21 protein-coding genes, 1 tRNA gene and 2 pseudogenes are annotated in these 23,434 nt (G+C 65.4%); 12 read left to right on the top strand and 12 right to left on the bottom strand.

Annotated elements, in window-relative coordinates:
• Positions 1-2: 2 nt before the first annotated feature.
• The 10 genes from AB0H56_RS29510 to AB0H56_RS29465 all read right to left on the bottom strand — a co-directional run bounded on the left by AB0H56_RS29510 (position 3) and on the right by AB0H56_RS29465 (position 8,035).
• Positions 3-608, bottom strand: a complete 606-nt coding sequence (locus tag AB0H56_RS29510; protein WP_357169280.1) for a hypothetical protein — start codon at positions 606-608, stop codon at positions 3-5.
• Between the two features lie 53 nt (positions 609-661).
• On the bottom strand, positions 662-895 hold the full coding sequence (locus AB0H56_RS29505; protein ID WP_232998174.1) for a hypothetical protein: 234 nt from the start codon (positions 893-895) through the stop codon (positions 662-664).
• Complete coding sequence (locus AB0H56_RS29500; protein WP_357169277.1) at positions 895-1,755, bottom strand: alpha/beta hydrolase; 861 nt, start codon at positions 1,753-1,755, stop codon at positions 895-897. The genes AB0H56_RS29505 and AB0H56_RS29500 overlap by 1 nt, the downstream gene beginning before the upstream one ends.
• 1 nt (position 1,756) lies before the next feature.
• Positions 1,757-2,053 carry a hypothetical protein gene (locus AB0H56_RS29495; protein ID WP_357169274.1) on the bottom strand — a complete coding sequence of 99 codons (297 nt, stop codon included), beginning with the start codon at positions 2,051-2,053 and terminating at the stop codon, positions 1,757-1,759.
• Positions 2,054-2,055: 2 nt separating this feature from the next.
• Complete coding sequence (locus AB0H56_RS29490) at positions 2,056-2,706, bottom strand: hypothetical protein (RefSeq protein WP_357169271.1); 651 nt, start codon at positions 2,704-2,706, stop codon at positions 2,056-2,058.
• The gene (locus tag AB0H56_RS29485) at positions 2,706-3,362 is read right to left on the bottom strand and encodes a hypothetical protein (RefSeq protein ID WP_357169268.1); all 657 of its coding nucleotides are present in this window, start codon (positions 3,360-3,362) and stop codon (positions 2,706-2,708) included. Before AB0H56_RS29485 ends, AB0H56_RS29490 begins: the two co-directional genes overlap by 1 nt.
• A gap of 120 nt (positions 3,363-3,482) precedes the next feature.
• The gene (locus tag AB0H56_RS29480) at positions 3,483-4,988 is read right to left on the bottom strand and encodes a cutinase family protein (RefSeq protein ID WP_357169265.1); all 1,506 of its coding nucleotides are present in this window, start codon (positions 4,986-4,988) and stop codon (positions 3,483-3,485) included.
• A gap of 79 nt (positions 4,989-5,067) precedes the next feature.
• Positions 5,068-6,189, bottom strand: a complete 1,122-nt coding sequence (locus AB0H56_RS29475) for a lipase family protein (protein WP_357169262.1) — start codon at positions 6,187-6,189, stop codon at positions 5,068-5,070.
• Positions 6,186-7,178 (bottom strand): cutinase family protein, encoded by a 993-nt coding sequence (locus AB0H56_RS29470; protein WP_357169258.1) that lies wholly within the window; start codon positions 7,176-7,178, stop codon positions 6,186-6,188. Before AB0H56_RS29470 ends, AB0H56_RS29475 begins: the two co-directional genes overlap by 4 nt.
• Positions 7,179-7,411: 233 nt before the next feature.
• Positions 7,412-8,035 carry a hypothetical protein gene (locus AB0H56_RS29465; protein WP_357169255.1) on the bottom strand — a complete coding sequence of 208 codons (624 nt, stop codon included), beginning with the start codon at positions 8,033-8,035 and terminating at the stop codon, positions 7,412-7,414.
• A 920-nt stretch (positions 8,036-8,955) separates the two neighbouring features.
• Here AB0H56_RS29465 and AB0H56_RS29460 point away from each other — a divergent pair.
• Positions 8,956-9,774 carry a helix-turn-helix domain-containing protein gene (locus tag AB0H56_RS29460; RefSeq protein ID WP_357169252.1) on the top strand — a complete coding sequence of 273 codons (819 nt, stop codon included), beginning with the start codon at positions 8,956-8,958 and terminating at the stop codon, positions 9,772-9,774.
• A gap of 1,142 nt (positions 9,775-10,916) precedes the next feature.
• Entirely contained in the window at positions 10,917-11,846 is a 930-nt protein-coding gene (locus AB0H56_RS29455; protein ID WP_357169249.1) for a tyrosine-type recombinase/integrase, read from the top strand.
• 145 nt (positions 11,847-11,991) lie between these two features.
• Here AB0H56_RS29455 and AB0H56_RS29450 read toward each other — a convergent pair whose 3' ends face one another.
• Entirely contained in the window at positions 11,992-12,858 is an 867-nt protein-coding gene (locus AB0H56_RS29450; protein ID WP_357169246.1) for a hypothetical protein, read from the bottom strand.
• A gap of 417 nt (positions 12,859-13,275) precedes the next feature.
• Between AB0H56_RS29450 and AB0H56_RS29445 the strand changes: the two genes are divergently transcribed.
• The 5 genes and pseudogenes from AB0H56_RS29445 to AB0H56_RS29425 form a co-directional block, all read left to right on the top strand.
• Entirely contained in the window at positions 13,276-14,769 is a 1,494-nt protein-coding gene (locus AB0H56_RS29445; RefSeq protein WP_357169410.1) for a DEAD/DEAH box helicase family protein, read from the top strand.
• Between the two features lie 269 nt (positions 14,770-15,038).
• On the top strand, positions 15,039-15,326 hold the full coding sequence (locus AB0H56_RS29440; protein ID WP_357169243.1) for a hypothetical protein: 288 nt from the start codon (positions 15,039-15,041) through the stop codon (positions 15,324-15,326).
• 215 nt (positions 15,327-15,541) lie between these two features.
• On the top strand, positions 15,542-16,636 hold the full coding sequence (locus AB0H56_RS29435) for an LAGLIDADG family homing endonuclease (RefSeq protein ID WP_357169240.1): 1,095 nt from the start codon (positions 15,542-15,544) through the stop codon (positions 16,634-16,636).
• A gap of 493 nt (positions 16,637-17,129) precedes the next feature.
• Positions 17,130-18,378, top strand: a pseudogene (locus AB0H56_RS29430) (IS110 family transposase).
• 671 nt (positions 18,379-19,049) lie between these two features.
• Positions 19,050-20,006: pseudogene (locus tag AB0H56_RS29425) on the top strand (recombinase family protein); the annotation flags it as partial.
• 685 nt (positions 20,007-20,691) lie between these two features.
• Here AB0H56_RS29425 and AB0H56_RS29420 read toward each other — a convergent pair.
• Positions 20,692-20,776: transfer RNA gene (locus AB0H56_RS29420), tRNA-Leu, on the bottom strand.
• Between the two features lie 272 nt (positions 20,777-21,048).
• On the opposite strand from AB0H56_RS29420, the gene AB0H56_RS29415 reads away from it, so the two are divergent.
• The 5 genes from AB0H56_RS29415 to AB0H56_RS29395 all read left to right on the top strand — a co-directional run bounded on the left by AB0H56_RS29415 (position 21,049) and on the right by AB0H56_RS29395 (position 23,434).
• Entirely contained in the window at positions 21,049-21,615 is a 567-nt protein-coding gene (locus AB0H56_RS29415) for a sigma-70 family RNA polymerase sigma factor (RefSeq protein ID WP_110040687.1), read from the top strand.
• Entirely contained in the window at positions 21,606-22,181 is a 576-nt protein-coding gene (locus AB0H56_RS29410) for an Asp23/Gls24 family envelope stress response protein (protein ID WP_357169237.1), read from the top strand. Before AB0H56_RS29415 ends, AB0H56_RS29410 begins: the two co-directional genes overlap by 10 nt.
• On the top strand, positions 22,178-22,549 hold the full coding sequence (locus AB0H56_RS29405) for an Asp23/Gls24 family envelope stress response protein (RefSeq protein WP_357169234.1): 372 nt from the start codon (positions 22,178-22,180) through the stop codon (positions 22,547-22,549). Before AB0H56_RS29410 ends, AB0H56_RS29405 begins: the two co-directional genes overlap by 4 nt.
• Positions 22,550-22,563: 14 nt before the next feature.
• Positions 22,564-22,881 (top strand): hypothetical protein, encoded by a 318-nt coding sequence (locus AB0H56_RS29400; protein WP_357169231.1) that lies wholly within the window; start codon positions 22,564-22,566, stop codon positions 22,879-22,881.
• Between the two features lie 73 nt (positions 22,882-22,954).
• Positions 22,955-23,434, top strand: coding sequence for an Asp23/Gls24 family envelope stress response protein (locus AB0H56_RS29395; RefSeq protein ID WP_357169228.1), 480 nt, complete (start codon positions 22,955-22,957; stop codon positions 23,432-23,434).

Raw genomic sequence — 23,434 nt, 5'->3', positions numbered from 1 at the left:
CCTCAGGGTCTCGGCAGGGCGACCATGTCAGCGGGCACGGAATCGACTGCGGTGACCGGGCTTTCGGTCACCGTGTCGGGCAGCCGCAGTCGCCACCCGTCGGCAGCCCAGATGACGGTGGCGGTGTTACGGGTGATCGAGTTGTCCGGATAGCGGGAGAAGGTCTGGACCTGCGCTTCGGTCTCGCCGTAGGCCGTGACGAGGTAGCCGAGGAGCTTGGGCACCGTGTCGGTGGCCGGAGTGGTGATCGAAACCTGTGCACGTACTGTGGCCCAGGCATCGCGGCCTGGGCCCGGGGCGATCATGCGGTGCCCGACCGCCGCCCACTGGCTGTCGGGTGCGACCGACATGCGCACGGTCGTGTGGATCGCGGCCAGCGCGGCCCCGGCCGGGGACCGGTCGAAATCGGTGGCGGTCGCGCCGTCGATCACGCGGGGGCCTTGCGCCGCCACCGGCAGATCAATGCCTTGGTAGGTCCGCCAGCTCAGCCCTTTAGGGGCTACCTGTTCCGTGGTGGTGGCGGGCAGTTGATGGTTGTCGCCGGGGTTCGTGCCGCTACAGCCCGTGGCGGTGATGCCCGTGATGACGAGGGCGAGCCAGGTGATCATCACCGGGTTGACGGGTGACGAGAGTTTGTGTGGCATTGGGGTGTCCTGTGGTGTCAGGTGGTGGGCAGGATGGCGATGGCCAGGGCGCTGGCCGAGCCGAGGAGTGCGGCGGCGGCGAGGGATCCGAGGAATCCTTCGATCGCTTCTTCGCGGTAGATCCGGATGGCGAGTTGGCCGCCGACGAAGGTCGCCCGCGCCACGCACAGCAGCAGCACGAACCAGGCCAGCCAGTTCAGTAGCTGTGTCAGCGGCGCCAAGACCTGCGCGGGCAGCGGTGCGGCGATCATCAGTGGCCTCCGAACCGGTCAGCGTCGCGGGCCACCCGGATCGCGGAGGACACTGCTGCGGCGGGCAGCCAGGGAAAGGTGCGGGCCAGGTCATGGCCCCCGTCGCGCAGGCTGCTCAGTTCGGCCCACACCGTCTCCGCCAGTTCCGTCACCCGTCCGTAGCGCGCGACTGGGTCCGCGTGCCCGGCCACGATCCAGGTCGGTGTCGCGCGCAACAGGTCTTCGACCACCGCTAGGTCGGCATCGCAGCGCCGGTACGCGCGCAGGGTGTGGCGGGCGGCCTCGAGTTCGGGGTCGGTGTGGAGGCGGTGTTCGCCCAGGGCGGTGGAAAGTTGGTGGATGAGACGCCGTCCGGCGCGGCGGGCCGCCCCTGTGGGGTGTTCGGTGAGGGCTTTGTCGTGATCGGGTAGTTCGGTGACCGGTGTGATCGCGACGATCGCGTCGACGCGGGCGGGGTCGCGTCGGTGGTGGTAGAGCCATTCCTGCGCGACGATCGCGGCCAGTGAATGCACGACCAGCACCACGCGGCCGTCGGCATGGGAGATGACGGTGTCTAGGTCCTCGACGAGTTGGGCCATCCCGGCCGGGCCCGGGTGCAGCGGCAGGTCGTTGCCGTGGCCACGCTGCTCGTAGACCAGCTGGGCGACCTCGGCGCGGAAGTGCCGGTCGATCAGCGTGATCATCGGCGCGAAATGGCTTGCATCGGCCAGTGGTCCGGGCAGGTAGACGACGGTCAGCGCGGCGTCGGGGTTCCCGCACCGGGTTCCCGTCAACACTGTGCCGTCGGCGGCGGTGATGGTTACAGAGCGTGAATCAGTTGTGGTGCTGCGGGTTTCGTGGCGGTATTGGGGTGCCTGCATGTCAGGACCCTCCGGTGACGGCGGCGTTCATGATGGCGCCAGCCGAGGTGGCGATGATGCCGCCGGCCAGGGCCGCGAACACGATCTTGGGTGATTCGACCGCGCCGCCGTGCCAGCGTTCCCACCCGAACTTGCCCCCGGCATAGACCAGGGCCGTCACCCCGGCCAAGATCACCAACCAGGACAGGTAGCCGACCAGGTTGGTCAGCTTGTCCCCGCCCGGCGGGACGGTCGGGTTGATCTTGATCTCTTGGGCCAGCACCGTCACGCTGTCGCCCACGACAGATAGAACCGACATCGTCATTTCTCCGAATCGTGTTGGTCGATAGGGTTTTTGGTCGTGCGGGCGAGGGCGTCGATGAGCTCGCTGCCGACGTGATGGACATCAAGGGGCACCGCTTCGGTCAGGCGGGCGCGCCGTTGTGGGGCGGGGTCGAAGGGGTTGAACTCGGCGAGTTCGGCGAGTTCACGTTCGATGAGCTCGTCATGCCAGCCGATCTCCCACACGTGTTCGGCGAGGTCTTCGACCACGGCGCGGTAGCGGCGCACCGGTGCCGGGACTCGGCCCGGGCGAGCGGCGCTGAGTACGACACCGACGACCTCGACGCCTTCGGGCGCTGTTCCGGCGTGCCATTCGCGCAGTCGGTCCGCGCAGGCGACGAGCCCCGGAAGACACAGCCGTGCTGCCACAACGACCCGCTGGGTCGTTTGCGCCGATGCCGGCCAGGATTGCCCGCAGTCCGCGGCTGGAGCCCACCAGCGTGCAAGCGTCGAGGTTGCGGCCCCGCCGTGGGCGCCGACGATCGCGACCGCTGGTGGGTGGGCTCGGGTCGTGGGCAGGGGTTCTACGCGGATACTGGCTGCGCGATGTGGCGGGGTCACCGTCGCCGGGTCCAACCGGCGGCCCCCAATCACGGCGAGGGGATGCTCGTGGAGGGTCGGCGCGGGCATCAGCTGCCTCGCTTCTGGATGTTGGTGATCACCAATCCGGGTGCATCGGCGGCGGTTACGTTGATCACCTGCAGGTAGTCGAAACGGCGGCCGTCGGGATGCAGTTCCACCAGGTGGACCTCGGCGGTGTTCTCCGCGATGGCGGTGACGCCCACGCAGTGGGTCGTGCCGGCCGGTAGCGCGGTGATCGCGGCGGCCAGCGGCTCGAGCGTGATTCCGGCCTGCGGGGTCACCAATCGCAGCGCGTCCTCAGCGCTGCGTGTGACGTAGTAGGCGTATTCGAACGCCGCGATCACACCGGCCAGAGTCGTGGTGTCTCCGGCACCCGCTGTCACGGTGTGTGCGGTCAGCCCGGCGCAAGCTCGCTCGGTGGCGGCGATAGTCGAGGTGGGAGCGATCGAGGTCATGAGCGTTGCGGAGGCGGCAGGGTCGCTGCCCGACATGTCCACCGCGACCGCAGCCGCCGCGCCGGTGAGGATGCTGGCGGCAGCGCATAGCGCGGCGATGCGCGACCGGCTCATCGGTGTACCGCGCGGTGTGGCTCGGTGGTGGAGGTGTTCGCCGAGCCGCCGCGGCTCCTCTGGATCGGGTTGTGGAGTTACTGGTTCGTTAAGCCAGTCAAGGCCGTGGCTACGGCTCAGATCATCGGTGGGCATGGTGTTCACCTCCTCGCTCGGTCGAATGGTTCGGTGGGTGGTCGGGCCCTTCGGAGCACGCCGCCGGGAAGAGCCACTGACCAGGGGGAAGGAACAGGGCCCGACGTGCTCCGAAGGGGTCTAGGGGTGCGCCACCGGTGAACTGGTCGGCACCGACGGCGAACCGGTCTGTGTGACAGTCGGTTTCGCTGTGGTGGACGAGTGCGTCGGTTGCTTCGTCGGAGCCGGTGTCGCGGCGGTGAGGTCGCGGGCGATCGCGGTGAACCAGGCGGTGGTCGCGGCCAGCGGGGTGTCCCCGCCGGTGGTGACCGAGACGGTGCTGTAGCTGGAGCGGCGCCCTGAGGCGTCGCTGTACTGGGCGGTCGCCGAGGTCGTGTAGAGGTCTTGGGGTTCGGTGATGGTGGAGGTGATGGCCTCGAACGCGTCGTTGACCCACGTACTGATCGACTGCGGCGGAACCATATCCACCACGGCATCGGCGACTTTCGTGCCGAGCACCGCGACCGCGGCGGCAGGGTTCGATAGACCGACCGCGGCGAGCTCGGCGATGGTGGTGGCGGTGAACACCTTCTGTGCCACCGAGACCACGGCGTTCAACCCGATCGTGCCGATCTTGAACAACGCCGACAGCGCGTCGGACTCGGTCGGTGTGGTGGCAGTCGGTGAGGATGCCGCGGCGATGCGCTGACCGAGGGTTTCGTTCGGGGTGTAGGACAGTTGATCCAAGCTGGTGCCGGAGATGTCGTCGTTCACCACGCCGACCGCGGTGGTGAACGCGGTGGAAGCCAGGGCTTGGGCGACCGTGCTGATCGCGGCGACCGGGTCCTTGCCCTCGGCTTGGCCAGTGATGTTGCTGACCGCAGTCAGCAACGGGCTCCCGGACCCGACATCACACGTCGCATCACCGGCCACACACAGATCAGCCACCCGCCCGACCAGAGCGCCATAGTTCGCCGGGGCCGCACTGGCCGCGATTCCGGCCCCGGAGAGCCCGACGTTGGCCAGCTCGATCTTGGCCACTTCGGTTCCGGACGTGCCGGGCGCCGCAGAGGGGACCGCAGCGTTGGCGGTGCCGGGTAGGGCGCCGGTCGCTGCTCGTCGTGCCGGGTTGGCCAGCAGCGCCACCGCGGCGACCTTGTCAGCCGGGACACGCGACTGACCGTTCCCGGCCTTCTCAGCGAAGGTTGTTGCCGCGGCAGCGCCTTGGGCGTATCCGGCGACGGCGATCTGGGTCGTGGGGCATCGGGCGATGACCTCGGTGGCGCGTTGTTCGATCTGCTCGGCTGCGGTGGTCACCGCGACGGGATAGTTCGTCGTGTTCACCTCGGCGCCGACAACAATGTAGGACCGCTCGATCACCGCGCCCACGGCGGCACTCAACCGGCCGAAAGCCTGACCCAGTACCCCGGTGTCACCGGTGTCGACAGAGTTCGCGGCACCTTCCTCGCCGCTCTGGACACCCAGTACGTACAACGCCGGGCACGCTGCGGGCGCGGGTTCGCGCGAGGACGTTGCTGCCGGTGCGCTGGCGGTTTCCGCCAGGGCAGGGGTGGTCCCGATGACGGCCACTGCCAGCCATGTAGCCGCGATCGCGAGCGCTCTGCGCCCAGTAGTGGTGTGGTTCATCGGGTTCCGCCTTCCGGGCGTTGTCGAATGAGGCCTTGCCTGCCCGCACCGGAGGGGGTGGTGCGGGCAGGCCGGCCGGTCAGTTGGTCGGGTTCGCGCCGCGATGGCGCGGTGGTCGGGCGAATCCGGTACGGAATGCAGTGAGGACGTCGGGGACTCCGAGGTCGGCCGCGCCGAGGTGGGTGACGTCGAATTCCGACCAGGACACGGCCACGTCGCGGGAGGTGTACTCGGCGAACAGTTCGCGTCCGGACTCGATCGGCACCAGCCCGTCGAGCAGCCCGTGATACAGGTGAATCGGAACCAACGGTGTCTCGGTGCCGAGGTTTTCGTGGGCGAGGACGTAATGCCAGACCGGGTCGTTCCAGGGGTCAGGACGCTCACACCAGGCCGCCAACGGCGACAAGAACTCCACCAGCAACGTAGCCACGTCGGCCTCCGACGCTGCCCGGACCGCGCGGACACCGACGTCGGTCAGCAGGTGATCAACCGGCAGATGCGCATACGCCCGCGCCAACCCGACCATGCCCGCGAACGCCAACCCCGACCACGGACCCCCGTCGAGAGTGTTGATCAACGCCGCCGGGTCGCAGATCACCGCACCGGCCGCGACAGCACGCAGATCGAGCTCGGGGGCATAGGTCGGCTGATATTCAGCCGCCGCGGCAGCGACCCGGCCGCCATCGGCGTACCCCCACACCGCGACCGGTGCTTCGAGTTTCGGCTCGTCGGACTGAGAGTTGATCGCGCGCGCCAGGTCCAGCGCCGCGTGGGCGCCGGCCTTCTTGGCCAGCCAATGATGCGGGCCGAGCCCATCGATACCCAGGCCCACCCCGTCGGGAACCGCGACCCGCCAACCTTGCACGAGAGCGGCGGCGATGCTGCTGGTGTCGGGTTCGTTCCCGTCGACCAGCAGCTGCGAGGGCGCGCAGCGACCACCCAAGCCGTGAAAGGCCGGGCAGTACACCACCACCGGGGTGCTGGAGATCGCGTCATCGGTCGACGCGGCCGGTTCCAGCACCATTCCCGATGCGGGTATCGCGATACCGAAAGAGGTCTTGGTCGTGTAAACCACCTGCCAGGCACGGTGTAGCCCAGCGATGTGGGGCACCATCACTTCGCGGGTGCGCAGGATCTGGCCGGGGTTGTCGAACCCGATCGCGGTGTTCGCGCGGAAAGGGTCCGCTCCGGTGCCGGTCACGACCGCGATCCCGCGATGTCATGGGCCAGCGCGACCATCCACGCAATGCCCGAGTCCAGCTGCCCGGTCAGGGCGTAGCCGTTGTGGCGCCCGACCGTGTCGGCGAACCGCAGCCACGTCACCGGGTCGACCAGCTCGGCGTTCTCGGACGCGAGCTGGCCCCACGCTCCTGAGAGCTGGGCGAGCAGTCTCGGGAGCAGGGTGATCGGGTTCGCTGTGACGGTGGTGACGATCTCGTTCCACCGAGCCGCTGCGGCACCCGGATCCGGAGCCGGTGTGCGTGGGTCACCAGCGTCGACGAGCCGCTGCCCCAATCCGGCCTGTGGCACGTAATCCACCCCGCCCGCATCAACACGGAAATCGTTGACGATCACGGTGTTCCATGCCTCACCCAGCGCCGATGAGAACGCGGTGCCCAACGTGGACAGTGCCGCGACGGGATTGGTCAGATCCGCCTGGGCGAAGACCTGCGCACCCAACCGCAGAACCGAGGCCTGGCCGGGGGCCGAGCAGGCAAGATCGCCGTCGCTGCAGATGTCGGCAACCCGGCCGACCAGGGCTCCATACCCCTCGCCGGTGGTCGCAATACCCGACCCGCCCGCCGGCGCCGCGAGCACTTGCACAGTCGCGACCGCCGCCCCGGAAGTCCCCGGAGCGGCATCTGGCACCGTCTGGCCCGGCCGCCCAGGGAACACCGGTTCGAGCTCGCCTCGATCCGGGTTGGCATACAACGCGATCCCCGCCACCCGATCAGCCGGGACCGGCCCGTGACCGGCGCCGACATCGCGGGCGAAGCTCGCCATCGCCTGGGCGCCCTGGCTGTAACCGACCCCGGCGAGCATCGTGTCCGGGCACGCTTCGAGGACCTCGCGTGCCGCTGCGTCGAGGTTGGCCCGAGCCCCGGACACCGAGGCCACGTACGGGTCAGAGCCGCCGCCGGGGACGATGCCGCCGAACCCGGCGTCGTAGCCGATGTAGGCGCGCTGCACGAGGGCTGGCACCGCGCCGACGACCGGTCCGATCAGCGATCCGACGACGCCGGTGTCGGCGGTGGGGTCCGCGGTCGGAGATGACTGGCCGGTGCCTTGTACACCGAGGATGAACAGGGCAGGGCATCCGTGGATAGGGACCGCGCCAGCGGGAGCCGCTGGTGAGCTGGCCGTGAGTACCGCCGCCCCGGCGATCGCGGCCGCCGCGGCGAGTGCCCGGGTCGGGTTCGCGGTCATTGACCGACTCCGACCCCGGCGCCGAACCCGGCGCCGATCGTTCCGCCAACTGCCCCGCCGACTGCGCCTGCCGGTACTCCGAGAATCGCCGCGCCCGCGGCCGCTCCGGCGGCAGCGCCCAGTGCGGTGCCCGCGACACCGCTGGTGACCTGTCCGATGACGGGGACCGGGATCATGATGCCGAGGGCGGCGCCGGCGATCCCGCCGACTGTGCCGCCGACAAGTCCTCCGGCGACCGCGCCCACCGCGGCGGCCGGGGCACCGAGCACGGTCGCACCGGCCGCGCCGCCCAGCGCGGCGCCGCCCAGGGTCGCGCCGCTGACGCGATCGGAACGTCCGGCAGGGATACCGACCGAGTCCAGCGCTGTGGCGACCTGCGCCTCGGCGCCGGCGGCGGTGTTGTTGATGGTGTCGCGGACTTCCACCGGCAGCCAGTCCGGGCTCGGGGTCTGCCACTGCCCGATCCGGATCGTGTTCTCCGGCGGAACGATCGGTGCGACCGGCTCCACGGGGACAGGCAGATGCAGTTCCTCGATGCGTACCGGCTCCACCGGCTCGTCCACCTCGGGGGCGGGGCGCGCCGGTCCGGTGCGAACCTGTTGCGGCTGTTCGTAGTACACCGGCGGAGTCGGCTCCGGGGCCGGTTCAGGAGCTGGTTGGTCGGGAGGCGGTGGTGGAGTGGGCGTTTCGGTTCCGGGCTGGGCCGGGCTGGTGACGCCTCCCTGGTCGGCCACCGCGGCCGCGGGCGAGCTCGCGTGGGCCGCGGCTGGGGCCGAGACGGCGATCGCGACGGGGATCGCGACTGCCAGGAGCAGGGCGCTCCCGCGGCGGGCCAACCGCGTTCCCAGGTGAGGTTGTGCGGGGTTCGGATGGATGGTCGAGCCTGTTTCGGGCATGACGGACAGACCCTTTCTCGATGAAGGGTGGACGTAATCAGAGGCTGCTGGTGTTGCGCGGCAGTGGAATTGGGGCCGGTGGCCCTGTGCGCCCGGTCGGCTGGCGCCCGTCCGACCGGGCGGTGCCCTAGGGGGCGGGTCTCACAGCAGGTGCAGGGCCAGGTTGAGCACGTTGCCGGCCAGCGCGAGGCCGTTGTTCAGCAGTGCGAGCCCGGCGTTGATGTAGCTGGCGATCATGATGGGATCCACAAGTCGTCCTTTCTCGGATTGCATGGAATGGCTTACGTCTTCCATCCAAGCCACGAAATCTGTTGGGCCGCTAGTGCCTTAACTGATCTTGTTTCGATAGATCACCGAATGATCAGTTCGGAAAAATTGTTCTGGGCAGCAGATTTGCGCTGACGTATCAGGAAAGGTTTCTTACCGCGCAGCGAGACACTCGTTCCGGGAAGCACAAACCACACCGGATAGGCTTACCTACACAGCAATCGGCGAACATGCTCGTCCGCCATTCAGGACGACGCGGGCAAACTTGCCGCATGAAACCCCCTCTGGTAGAACAGGTCTCGTCACGAAGTCGAAATATTCCACTCAAACCACTCATTCTGTGACTTCACTCACATTCTCCTGGGGGGGAGATACATATGAACGACCGAATTGCCAGGCCTCACGTTGGGCGTCAACGTCGACGTGCCCGCAACCGACCGAAGGTCTCGATCCCCGACCTCGGTACCACGATCGGGTGGATCCGAGATGACCTCGGACTCACCCAGGCCCAAGCAGCCGCAGCGGTCAACTTCAGCGCTGTGCACCTGGGACGTTTCGAACGCGGCGAGGCGAAGCCGCCCGCGGAGACCCTCGAGAAGATCATCAGCGGCTACCGCCTCGATCGTGACATGGCCTCACACCTTCGCGAGCTCGCTGGGCCCGCGCTCATGCTGGCGCCACCCGAGGCACTGCGCACCTACGTCCAAGCCGAGACGTCCCTAATGCTCAACCTCGAACGCTTCCAAGCCCGCGCAATCCCGGCCGCGTTCATCGACCCGTTCTGGAATCTGCTGGCGTACAACGCATTGTGCGTCGACGCCTTTCCCGGCATCGATGACTGCAACTCAGTGGCGGTGTGGACGTTGGGCCACCAGGGCAGGGCCGTGATCCGCGACTACGAAGCCGAAGCTTCCTGGAGTGTCGCGATGCTGAAATCTGCCCTGGGGCGACACCGCAGCTCGACACAGGCACAAGAACTCGTTTCCACTCTGGCGCCGATCAGCGATGCTCGGCGGCTGTGGGCGGCCAGTGTGAACGTCTCCTATGGACGCGACTCACGGAATCTGCTGCACGCCTATGACGCTCACGGCAATCCAGTCTCCTACCTGCTGTCGCTGACCGACGGGATTGCAGCACACCACGTCCAGCTCGTCACCGCCACGCCGGAGCCGTCCTCGGTGCCCCGACTCGTCTAACCGGAACCGACAGCCGACCGGGTGCAGTGGCGACAGATCCACTACACCCGGTCGGCGATTGTGATCGGCCACAGAGTTGGCGGTCTGAAACTAGGCGCCGATCGCCACTGATTTCTGCTCGTCTGTGGGAAATTGGTGGCGAACGTCCTCGATTTCAGGTTTCCTGGACGTGGGAAGAGTCATTGATCGGGCCGAAAGGTGCCCGATGCAATTCCACGCAACTACCCTCCCAGGCTTTCGTCGCGAAGATTCTTCAGCGCTGCCATCGGGAGCCGTCGCAGCCTGCCAACGGTGGCAGTCCTGGGCTTCAAATGTGCCTGACCGTGGCTCCGACTCAAGCACTCATTCGTCGGGTGTACACAATTTTCGGGACTTTGATCGCCACTGCCTCCAGAAGAAGAACGCGAGTTCTCTGAGCGATTGCCACTCGCCTGTCAGGTACGGCGCCCGGCACCGCACACCCGTGATCCACGTCGACTGCGACCGGAGGCACGCCGATGCGTGATGGTCCCTCGACTCCGAAGCCTGCGCCGCTGCGCCGGTGGGTTAACACCAGAACCGCCGCCGACCACATCGGCGTCCACCCAGAAGTGCTGCGGCGCTGGGCCCGCCAACCAGGCAAGCACACCTGGCTACCCAAACCTATCCGAGTTGGCAGGGAATTCCGTTGGGACATAAACGAACTCGAAGCTGCCCTGGCGAACTCGGGCGACTCGCCGACTGAGCACGACGGTGAGCCGGGGTAGACCACCGAGGCCTCTCGGGGTACCCGGCAAGCCGATGCTCACCGAGATCGCCCCCGGCCATTGGAAGGCACGCATCTACATCCGTGACACCTCCGGCCGCCGGCGCGAGGTCGCCCGCTTCGCCCCGATCAAGCTCAGCGCTCAAGGACGTCCGGTGCCCGACCGTACCGGCCAACGCGCTCTCGACGCGGTGATGGCCGCCGCCGTCGACATCCGTGTCGATCTCGATGACGAGCTGTCGGACTCGATCACGTCAAGCAGCTGTGGGACCACTACCGCGACCATCTGGTTTCCCTCGGTCGCGCTGAGGGCACCCTCAGCCGCTACGACGAGGCCGCCAAGACCTTCGACAGTGCCTTCGGCGGCCGACGGCTCTTCGAGGTCAACACCGCGACGGTGGAAGCCTTCCTCAAGGACGTGGGCCACGCCCGAGGCCCGTCGAACATGCGCACCGCCCGCAACGTGCTCTCAGGCATGTTCCGGTTCGCGTGCGCCCGGACCGCGCTCGCTGTGAACCCGGTGCGCGAAGCACGGATGGCCGAGAACGTCGAAGCCAAGGGCCCCACCGGCGGTGCGGGTGATCTGACCGTCGACGAGCTCCGCTTCATCCTGTCCTCGGTGCGCACCTCGCAGATCCCGTGTCCGCGCAAACTGTCCAAGGCCGAACGCGAGCGGGGCACACCCGTCAAGGCCTACACCCCGCCCACGGTCGCCGCCTACTGCGAAGGCGCCGACCTCGCCGACGTCATCACCCTCTACGCCGCGACCGGGCTTCGGCGCTCCCAGATGCTCGGGCTGGTCTGGTCCGACATCGACCTCGACGAAGCAACCCTGCACCCGGTCGGCAAAGTCGTCCGAGTCGCAGGCAAGGGCCTGGTCCGGGTCACCGACGACGACGATCCGAAGAACCACACCGGGATCATGGCATTGACAGAGTTCGCCGTGGCGATGCTCAAACAGCGCAAAGACGCATTGGCAGCCAGGCGCAAGACTTCGCCGCCGAAGCCCGGAGTCGAAGACTTGGATCTGGTGTTCCCCTCGGCGGTGTGGACCCTGCGTGACCCGCAGAACGTCGGTCACGCGTGGCAGCGCGTCCGGGAAGCCCTGGGTTTCGCCGAGGACATCACCCCGCACAGCTTCCGGCACGCCGTGGCCACGATCCTCGACGACGCGGCCCTATCCGCACGAGTCACCGCCGATGGCCTCGGCCATGTCGACGTCGCGATGACCCAGCGGTACTACATGGCGAGAGGACGCCCACACCGGACCGCGGCGAACGTCCTCGACCTCGCCATCGGCAGCACACCCGTGGATCTTGACGCGTGACCTACTCCGCTTCGGGGCGGTCACGCGACAAGGCGCTGCCGAGGTCGTCGAGGAAGTATCAACGGTCGTGCCGTGGCGCCGTAAAGCTCGTTGATCGAAATTTCTTGCGGCACAAATGTAGTCGACTATCTGATCGACGACTGACTCACGTGTCCAACTCGCGTCGATGCGGACCTAGGCGACGAACGGCAACGGTTGCCATCGGTGGTACCGAGTTCAAGTCCACCGGTGATCCGCGCGGACGCTCACCCCCCACGCATATGGGGACGACTTTCCGACACCGCGGGCAGCGGTTTGGGCGCGGGCTCTTCCCCCACGCGTGTGGGGACGACACTTCTTGACCAGACTTTGGATCACTGGCTGGCAGCCGACGGCGCTCAGTGAGAATGCGGACGATGGTCCGTCGAATCTCACGCTCCGGCAAGTCCGGCTTATCGGAGTTGCCTCCCCCCGGGAATGGAACGCGCAGGTACCACTGGAGCAGGTCGATACAGACCTGGCGTTCGCCGTTCTCTTTAAAGGTAGCCCAATCGTCCGCGGGCGAAGCCAAGGCGTAGGCGCCTGCTTGCCTGATGGCGGCAGACTCGTGGGCGATCTGCGCTGCAATCGCGGTGTAACGGTCCCGCAGACTCGATACCTGGGTGCGACGTGAGTCCTCCGCGTGCCGGTCTCGCTCGCGGCGCGAGTCCTGACCGTGCCGCTCGCGTTCGCGTTCCGCGTCAGCCCGCTGATGAGCCTCTGTCTGCACCCGGCTGCGCTGACCGTTGATATAGGTCAGGATGCCTGCCGTAAGCACACCCGCACCGCCAATGATCGTCGTGAGCGGCTGGCTGAAACTGGTATCGACGCCGGACAGTGCTGCCGCACCAAACCCTGCCGTAGCCGCGCCGATCGGTACCAGAGCGATGCCGATCCAGAATGAACGAGCTGGCATCGAAACCAGTTCACTGCGCGCGAGCTGCTGAGTCTTCTCGTCGGTCGACCCGGCCGCGACTTCCTCCCCTTCGGACACGAGTCGCGACGATATCGCGAAACGCCCAGGCGCGCAGTGCTATCACCTCAATCAACACCGGGCCTGTCTACAGCTCGCCCACCAGGCGAAGCACGCCGCCCAGTGCCCGGCGTATGGCAACGGCTGGTATCTGCACCCCACCGAGACAGTCGCGAAGTAGACATCCGACGGGGCTGTGTTGAGGTGGCGGCTAGGGTTTGGCCCGACGCGTGTGATCCGGTAGGTCGCGCGGTGGTGGGTTTTGCCGTACATCTCGTTCGACCTGTCGGTGGATGGGCGTACTGTGTTCGACATCCGCGAGAATCAAGCGGGGGCGTGAGTTCCCATGCGGGGCAAAGAAACCGCTGCGGATGAACCGCTCGCACGAAGGGAAGCAAGGTGGTTCGGGACAGTAAGGCTATTAACCGGTTGAAGGCGATGCCAGTCCAGCATGATCTCAGACCACACCAGGCGGAGCTGATTGCCCGAGTCGAGGAGTCGATAGCCTCCGGAGCTCGCATTTCGACGGTGTACACGCCCCCGGGAACCGGCAAGACCAGAACCGCATTTCGGCTGATCGACCGACTCGGGGGATCCGGAGTAGCCACGCGAGTCCTATATCTTACTCGCGCCCGAGCAATGGCACTGCAAGCTGTCGATTTGACGCGACAGTTCGCCGAGTCAGGAAGTAGCAACTACCTGAGCAGAAGTCTGATATTTTCCGGAGTTGAAGGACTTGCCTCGATAGCCGCAATGCAGGAGAAGGATAGGACTTCCGACTTTCTCTGCGTCTCATCGTTCTTTGAGTTGAATCAATCCATCGCAGATAGTCAATCTAACAAGAGCTTCGATACTGCTGCAGGCACTCTCGATTCGAATGACGCATTTGATCTCGTCATCGTAGACGAATGGAGCGGTGATGACTTCGCCGGAAATGGTCACATTTTCGGATTCCTGCATAACCTGACCGAAGCCATTATTGTGCGGTTTGCCACCTCACCTGTTGCATCGAAAGACCATTTAGAATTCGAGTATACATTCGATCAAGCATTGACAGATGGTGTTGTAATTGACCACCGGTCAATTACAACACCGCCATCATTCCAATGGGCAAGAAAGACATCGGCTACTGATGGAAAATTATTCATTGTCTGCGCAGAAGAAGACCGGGTAGAGGGTTCCCAACTCCACTCTGAGGTGCTCAATTCGGGCTTCGATGCTCGAATCTACTTTGCCAGCATGGCCAGTACGAGCGATCCTCTAGCTGAGGTTCAGTTCGAGATTAGAAAAGGCGACATTGTAATATACTGCCTGTCGCCGAATAGCGTCGATGACCCTCGTCTGCAAAGCGATTTGGACCACCTCTTCGCTCGACGAGGCACCACCCTGTTGTTTGCAATTCTCAAGCCATGCGCCATACCTCAATCCCTCTCTGGCCAAGCTGTGGTCGACGCGACTAATGGGCTTGACGGCGTCGTCAACAGCCTGAAGTGGGTCGATATCGTTGACCTCACAGTTCTACGACAGACAGAATTTTCGAACCTGATATCCGAACTGCTGCCACGAATAGGATTCTCGCTCAGGAAGCAGCCTGAATATCCCGATGCAGGGATCGACTTCCGTGGTGTCTATCGCGATCAACTCGGACTTGCAAACCCTACCGAATATGTAATCCAAGTGAAATACGGGCAAAGCAACCGACTTTCAGTTCGGGACCTTTGGACGGCGGCAGATCGCGCCCGCAACGCGGCGGCACATATCCTGCTAGTTACCAATTTTCAATTGACAAGCCTGGCTACGACCAGCCTCGTTGACGCCAATAGTCGGCATACAAACCTGCACGTATTCGACGCATTGCGAATCAAGAACTTGCTGTTGAGCGAGCCGGACCTTATTGTGAAGTATTTCGCTGCGACCGAGGTTGGTCGGTGAGCACGGTGGGCGGGACTCGACTCGACGTTCCCGGGATCCGCCGACGTCTCACCACATGCCCGCCAGGGCGGCTAGGATGGCAGGAGTATGAAAATGTAGGAGTTGCGGCGTTAACATACCTGTTAGTCCCTCCACTCTCGCGTCCACAGATCCAAGCGAAAACGCTGTCTGGAATCGATCGTCGTGACGCTATATTCCCGAACAGAATAACGGACTCCACGAGCCCCTGGGGCCTTCTATACAAGGAGTTAAACGCGAGACTCATCCTGGTGGAGTTCAAGAACTATGACCGGATCGAAATCGGAAAGGACGAAGTAGACCAGACTCGAAACTACATGAAGAATACGATGGGAAAATTGGCAATCGTTTGCTGCAATAAAATGCCTTCCGATGCCGCCTTGAAGCGTCGAAACATCGTATTTTCCAACGAAGGTAAGGTCATCTTGTTTCTGACAACTTCCCATTTGCTGGAGATGATCGACATCAAAGAACGCGGGGAAGATCCATCCGAGTTCATTATCGACAGCTATGAGTCATTCCTCATTCAACATGAGTGAGGATCCCACTCTGACCGCAACGATGCGAATACCCACGACCTCAACCGGCATCGCAGTCTTCGCAAATGCCCCCGAATCGACTCCGCCCCACAGTGCGTACAGTCAGCACTTAGAACAACGAATGGTCGAACCTGATGGAGGTACGAGAGTTAGGCTCGACGAAGCCAAGCGTGGTGGGCTCAACATGGGTTCACACCAGCGAGGGAGCCCGGCGAGTGAAGGAACTCATCGGCATTCCCTTCGCTGCCTTAGTGGACGGCAAACCTTACGCCTCCCTCTCGCCCGGGTTCTTCAGGACAGGCGCCAGGGACATCGTGAAGCTGCGTACCTCTGAGGGTTACGAGGTACGGCTGACTGCTGACCAGCAGGTTCTGACGTACCTCCCGAAATCGAGCCGCTACGCGACGGACGATCAAGATGAGTGGCGCCCTGCTGGTGACCTCAAACCGAGTACCCACGTCTACCTGACCGACAACCTGGCTGCTAGCTGGGGCGGGCGCGGTACCGATGGTCAGGGCTACGTGCTCGGCAATCTTGTTGGTGACGGCACCTTCTATGTCAACGGTGTCAGGGGTTATGGCGCAGTCGCGTACTGGGACACCGACTCTGGCTTCGAGCCTGTGCGTGACTACCTCCACGAGCAAGTGACCAAGCTCGGCACACGCGCTGACTTCCGAGGCTGGAGTCCCGTGACCAATAGCAACCAATACCGTTTGAAGACTGCCGGCATCCGTGACCTCGCCGCAGACTTCGACATCACCGCTGGCCACAAGACCGTAACCCCAGTTGTTGAGCATGCGTCATCCGATTTCTACCGGGGCTTTCTGCGCGCTCTGTTCGATGCAGACGGCCATATCGAGGGCGCCTCAACGGCTGGCGGCGTGAGCATCCGGCTAACGTCCGTCGATGTTCCCGCTCTCCATGCGGTTCAACGAATGCTCGCTCGCCTGGGCATCCGGTCCTCTATCCGGAACCTCAAGGACGAGCGAGTCCATGATTGGGGTGACCGTGGCGGGAAGTACCTCTCGCGCCGCAGCTACCGCTTGATCATCACCGGAGCAAATGCGGAGCGCTACATGCAGGCAATTGGCTTCCTGAACACAGCAAAGGCCGCGAAGTGGGTAGCTCTTACCAGCGACATGCGACGCGGCTTCTACCGGAAGCCGTACACCGCTACTGTGGCCAGCGTCGAACCCGACGGACACGAGGCTGTATATGCCGTTACTGTGGCTGATGTGCACTCATTCGAGGGCAACGGCATACTGCTCCGCAGCTGTGGCGGAATCATGGTCACTGGCCACACCGAATAGGACGTGGTTGTACCTTCAGCCGCAGTCGACCCGGATCATCGCGAACGGGCACCGCGACCACCGGGCTACCAACATCACCGGACCGGACGAGCCCTTCCCTTACCCCTTCCTGGACGACCCCCAGGTCGCCCGCGTTCCCATCTACTTAGCGGGTAACGATTCGCTGCCTGGCGACTCCCAGTTCCCATCCGGCCCCAAGGCCTCATCGAAGACCGCGAGCGCCAGGCAGCGAGCCCAGTGGCTGAGCAGCCGATTCCGCTGCTGCTCAGCCACTATCGGGCGTTTCATTGATCGTGGTCCGAGCCCGCCCGCACGACCGAACACCTCAGCATTTTCGAGCTCACAGCTCTCAGCGAGACAGGTGTCGTGCGGGTTGCGCTGGGAGCGCGAACAACTCATCGGAGGCAAGCCCATAGAGAGGCTCGTAAGTAGGGCGTCGCGCGTTCCTGCCTGGGTCATCGACCTGCGGAAACAACCGAAGAATGGAGGATGGATGAACCGCTACTGCGGGATCGACTGGGCCGAAGGGCATCACGACATCGCCATCGTCGACCAAGACGGCACCCTCGTGTCGAAGAAGCGGATCACCGATGATCCGGCCGGTTTCACCGCTCTCACCCAGCTCCTCGTCGAGGCCGGCGACACCTCGGAGGACCCGTTTCCCGTCGCGATCGAGACCCCGCGCGGCCTGATGGCCGCTGCGATCCGCGCCACAGGCCGTCCGGTCTACGCGATCAACCCGATGGCCGTGGCCCGCTACCGCGAGCGGCACTCGGTCGCGAGAGCGAAATCTGATCATGCCGACGCGATGACCTTGGCCAACATCTTGCGGGTCGATGCCCACATGCACCGGCAAATCCCGGCCGACAGCGAACTGGCCCAAGCCATCGCCGTGCTGGCCCGCGCCCAGCAAGACGCAGTATGGCGGCGGACCAAAGCCACCAACGAACTGCGGTCGCTGCTGCGCGAATACCACCCGATATTCCTCGCCGCGTTCGCCGACAACTCCGCGACCAACCTCGCCAAGCCAGAGGTCCGCGCGGTCCTGGCCATCGCGTCGACCCCGGCGGCGGCGATGAAGCTCACCGCGACCCGCGTCTGCACCGCGCTGCGCAAAGCTGGACGTCAACGCGGGATCACCGAACTCGCCACCGACATCGTCGAGCGGCTGCGCCGCCCCGGACTTCGCCAACCCGAGCTGATCGAGAAGGCCATGGGCCGACAATGTCTCGCTCTGCTAGCGACCTTGGACGCGGCCTGCTCCGGCGCCGACGACCTCGAACAGGCTGTCGCGGAGGAATTCCGTCACCATCGCGACTATTCGATCATCACCAGTTTCCCCGGCTTGGCCGATCTCACCGGAGCCCGAGTGCTGGCAGAGATCGGCGACGACCGCACCCGCTTCGCCGACGCTCGCGCGTTGAAGGCCTACGCCGGAACAGCACCGGTCACTCGCGCGTCAGGGCGCACTATCTCGATCACCTTCCGTCGGATCAAGAACGACCGCCTCGCCGCCGCGGGCTGGGTTTGGGGATTCAGCGCTCTCAGCCACCCCGGCCCCGCACGCGAGCACTACCTACGTCGCCGAGCCCGCGGCGATCGCCACCCCGCCGCATCCCCGGCACCTGGTCAACAAGATGCTCGGACAGCTCCACTATTGCCTGCAGAACCGAGAACGTTTCGACTTGAACATAGCCTTCGATCAACCCGTCACTCACACCCCAGAACACCCTGCAGCTTGACAGTTAGGAACATCGGAGGTCTTTGGTGGCCCCGCCGGGAGCGCGAACCTGCGACCGCCCATCGCGACAGGCGATGCGGCCCAGGTCTCGACCGGCTACCGCGCAGACCGCCGGCAAGGGTCTCTTATCAGCGGCCAAAGCATTCAAAGGCGAGCGCCACGCTAGGCCCGAGTCCCGAACAGCAAGCTGAACGTCGAACGCCCCTCTCTCGCAAAGAGTTCGGGGCGTTCGCGATTGGGTAATCGGCCTCACACAGCCCTGACACAGGGTAAGCGGTTGGCGTTCAAGAGCATACAGGGCCGGATCCGAGCAGCTCCCGATGGGCGATGTCCAGACCCCCATAATCCGCTGTGTACCCACGTCGCGAATGCCAAAGGCCTCTGACAGAGCCCACATGTAAGGTGGCGCTTCCGCGAACTTTCCGGTTTTATGGAAGCAGGGAGAGCTACTGACCAGGATCGAGAGGTCCTCGTCATGTCGTGCACCGATCCCCCCTCGCCACCCAACGCGGGCGAAGACCCCGCTGAGCCGTCTCCGGGCGAGCACGATGTGGTCGAGGTCGTTCTTCCACCGCATCCGCCGGTTCTCAACTCCGCCGCCGCGGCTGCGCTACTCCGCCTGCTCCAACGCGTTTCCCACCCACTCCCAGTTCACGACACCACGGAGCAGCCATGACCCTTAGGAACTTCGGTTTCGCAGGCCGCGTCTCCACCGAAGATCAACAAGACCCCGAGACATCCAGGAACTGGCAGCTGACGCGTGCCAATGCCCTGATCGAGGGCCACGGCAGGATCGTCGCCGAGTTCTTCGACATCGGCCAATCACGATCAATCCCATGGAAACGCCGCCCCCAAGCCAGCCGCCTGCTCGAACTGCTCCGCGACCCGAACCGAGGATTCGACGCCATCGTCATCGGCGAACCGCAGCGAGCCTTCTACGGCAATCAATTCGGGCTCACGTTCCCCGTGTTCGTCCATTACGGTGTCGAGCTCTGGGTCCCCGAGGTGGGCGGGCCGATCGACCCCGACTCCGAAGCCCACGACCTGATCATGTCCGTCTTCGGTGGTATGTCCAAAGGCGAACGCAACCGCATCAAGATCCGAGTCCGCGCTGCCATGGCAGCCCAAGCCCGGGTTGAAGGCCGCTATCTCGGTGGACGTCCACCCTATGGCTACACCCTCGAAGACGCTGGACCGCATCCCCATCCCGGCAAAGCCGCCGACGGAAAACGACTACACCGCCTGGTCGTCGATCCTCCCGCAGCGGCCACCGTGACGCAGATCTTCCAGCAGTACCTGGCGGGCGTAGGGATCTTTTCCATCGCTCAGCAACTCACCGCTGCAGGAATCCTGTGCCCATCGGCCTATGACCCGTCCCGCAACCGTCACCGCTCGGGAATCGCATGGTCCAAAAGCGCAGTCCGAGCCATCCTCACCAACCCCCGCTACACCGGCTATGCGGTCTGGAACCGACAGCGCAAGCAGGAAACACTTATCGATGTCGACGACGTGGCCCTCGGCCATCAAACACGGCTGGCCTGGAACCCGAAAACTGACTGGGTCCTGTCCGATCAGCCGGCCCACGAAGCCATCATCGACCGCACAACGTTCGAACAAGCCCAGGCACGACTGGCCTCCCGCGGCCCCAAATCCACTGGCCGCGTTCTACAACGACGAAAGCACCCGTATGCGTTCAAAGGCTTGTTGACACACCACGCCTGTGGTCGCCGGATGCAGGGATCGTGGAACCACGGCCAGGCCCATTATCGCTGCCGCTACCCCACCGAGTACGCGCTGGCCAACACCATCGATCACCGTCCCTCGGTATATCTCCGCGAAGACCAGCTGATCGGCCCGCTGGACGCGTGGCTCGCACAAACCTTCCACCCCGACCACATCGACGACACACTCGCAGCACTGCAAGCCGCGCAACCGGACCACTCCCCCGAAACCGACTCCATCGAACAGCTCATCAAGACATTCGACCGAAAGCTCGATCGCTACCGCGAAGCCCTCGATGCCGGCGCAGACCCCGTGACCGTGGCCGCATGGACTCAGGAGACTCAAGCGCAGAGGAGGGAAGCTGTAGCGAGGCTGTCGGTCTTGAACAACTCAACAGGGCTGAAGCCTGATCTGAGCAGAGAGAATATCCGCGCCCTCGTTGACAACCTCGGTGGCATGTTCCAGCTACTCCGTCACGCCGACGCAGATGACAAGAATGCGGTCTACCGCCAACTCGGGTTGAAGCTGACCTATAGAGACGAAACACGGGTGGTGATCGCCGAAGCGACACCACCCGTGGGCGTACTGTTTGTGTCCGGAGGGGGACTTGAACCCCCACGCCCTAATACGGGCACTAGCACCTCAAGCTAGCGCGTCTGCCATTCCGCCACCCGGACTTGCTGGTGTGCCAAAAGATTATCCGACGCGGTGTCGGAAACCAAATCGCCTGGATGACCTGGGGATTTGCTGATGTTCGCCGAGGCGCTACAGAGGCTGACACAGCGCCCGTAGCGGGCGGTGCGACCGTGAGCCAACCCGCTCGACCCGGGCCGACTTCGCGACACCCCGGATGGCACGAGCCGGGGGTGAGACCAGGATCACTGATACTTTCCGTGACGAATTCCTGCGCACACGTGTCCAACACAGGAGCAGCGGAGGAGGTGCCGGTGTGACCACGACGTCGCCCGCACCCGAGACAGAGCTGGACGACGCGACCCTGGCCGGTCGGGCGCGTGACGGCGATGTCCGGGCATACGAGCAGCTGGTGCTGCGCTATCAGGGTCCGATGTTCCGGCTGGCCGCGAAGATGCTGGCCGATCGCGCCGAGGCCGAGGACGTGACCCAGGAGGTGTTCCTGAAGGCCTGGCGCACGATCGGGCGGCTGCAGGACGACGCGGCCTTCGCGGGCTGGCTGTACCGGATGACGACCAACCGGTGTCTCAATGTGCTGCGGGCGCGCCGGCTGCCCGCCGACGTCGACCCGGATACGACGGCGTCGCCCCGCACCGACACCAGGCCCGAGCACGCGACCGAGGTGAGCAGCCAGCTGGCCGCGCTCACCGACGCGCTGCAACTGCTGACGCCCGAACAGCGGGCCTGCTGGTTGCTGCGCGAGGTGCACGGCCGGTCCTATGACGAGATCGCCGAGATCGTCGGCGCCAACAGCACAGCGGTGCGCGGGCGGATCGCCCGTGCCCGAGCCCAACTGGCAGAGGTGATGAAGCCATGGCGGTGACCAACCACATCGACAACGACTACCTGCTCCCCTGTGGACGCGGCCTCGAACAGGTGTGGGAGCGACTCGACGCGGCCGAACTCGACAGGCACGAGGTGGGCTGCCCGCACTGCGCGGGTGCGCGCGAGAGCCTGCTGACGCTGCGCAACGCCACCCGCGAGCTCGTCGACGAGCCCGATCCCCCACCACCCGACCTGTTCGGGCGGATCATGTCCGCGGTGCGCGCCGACGTGCGCCGTGGCCGCACACTCACCGTCGACACGTCGCATCCCGGCGGCATCCAGGTCAGCGAGCAGGCGGTGGCCGTGGTGCTGCGGTTCGCGGCCGACACCGTCGACGGCGTCCGGGCCCGGCACTGCCGGGTGCGCAGCAGCGAACCGGGGGCCGACGGCGAGCAGGTGATCGCGGTCGACCTGACCATCGCCGTGCGCTCGGGCGTGCACAGCATCGACGCGCTCGTAGCGACGGTGCGGGAACGCGCGCGTGCCGCGGCGACCGCACGCATCGGCGTGCGGCTGGGCAGGCTCGACGTCACCGTGGTCGATCTCTACGAGGAGCAGCGGTGACGGGCACGACGACCGAGCTGGTCGTCGGGGACGCCGTGATCGCGAGCGTGGCCGCGGCGGCGGCCGCGCGGGTGCCGGGTGTCGCGCGGCTCGAGCCGGGTGTGCTCGGCTTGGTCGGTCAGCTGGCCAGGTCGGGGCGGCAGCTGTGGATCGGGCAGGAGCCGGCCGCCTCGGCCGGGGTCAGGGTGCGGCGGGGCGGTGGGCTGCTCGACCTCCAGATCGATCTCACGCTGTCGGCGGCGGGCAATGTCGTCGAGGTGGGCCGGGCCGTGCAGCGGGCCGTCACCGACGCCGTCGCGGAATCCACCGGCGCCGAAGTCGATTCGGTGCGGGTGTCCGTGCTCGACATCGAACCGGGGCGGCCGTGAGCAACGAGGACGAGATGACCGATCGGATCATCGCGGCGATTGACGCCGTCGACGGCGCGCACCCGGCGGTGCCGATGGGTCTGCAGAACAGCCGCTGGTTGCCGTGGAACGCGGGCAGGGCCGCCGTCGATCTCGGCGAGACGGTGGTCGAGATCCGGGTGGTCGCCACGACACTGCCGCTGCCGCCCCTGCTCGAAAAGCTGGATGCGGCGGTGCGGCCCGTTCTCGCCACCACCAGGTGGGCCGACGCGGTGCTGCGCGTGCACGTCGTCGATCTGCACGTCGACGCGTTCGACACGAACAGAGAGCCAGATCACTCCCCGGGACCGTGACGATCGGGCGAGCCCGGTGTCCTACCTATGACAGTTCGTCAACCCTTGGAGCACAACACAATCGGGAGGCATCATGTCTAGCACGACCACCGAGAACGCCAAGACCGTCGAGAAGACCGGCGCGGGCCGGGACGCCTCGAACCGGCCCAGCGCGCTGGTGACCGACCAGGGCACCACCACCATCGCCGACGCGGTGGTCCAGAAGATCGCCGGCCTGGCGGCGCGGGAGGTGCGCGGGGTACATGATCTCGGCGGCGGCACGGCGCGCGCGATCGGCGCGCTGCGCGACCGCATTCCGGGCGCCTCCTCCAGCATCGGCCAGGGTGTCTCGGTCGAGGTGGGCGAGAAGCAGGCCGCCGTGGACCTCGAGCTCGTCGTCGAATACGGCGTCGCCATCGCGGAGCTGGCGATCGCGGTGCGCCGCAACGTGATCACGGCCATCGAGCAGATGACCGGACTCGAGGTCGTCGAGGTGAACATCAACGTCAACGACGTGTTCATCGAGGACGACACCGACGAGCAGCAGTCGGCCGGCCGCGACCGGGTGCAGTGA

It is taken from the genome of Nocardia sp. NPDC050717 (assembly GCF_040654275.1).
Classification (GTDB): Bacteria; Actinomycetota; Actinomycetes; order Mycobacteriales; family Mycobacteriaceae; genus Nocardia.
Note: the sequence above shows the minus strand (reverse complement) of the source record. Positions and strands in the feature narration are given on the sequence as shown.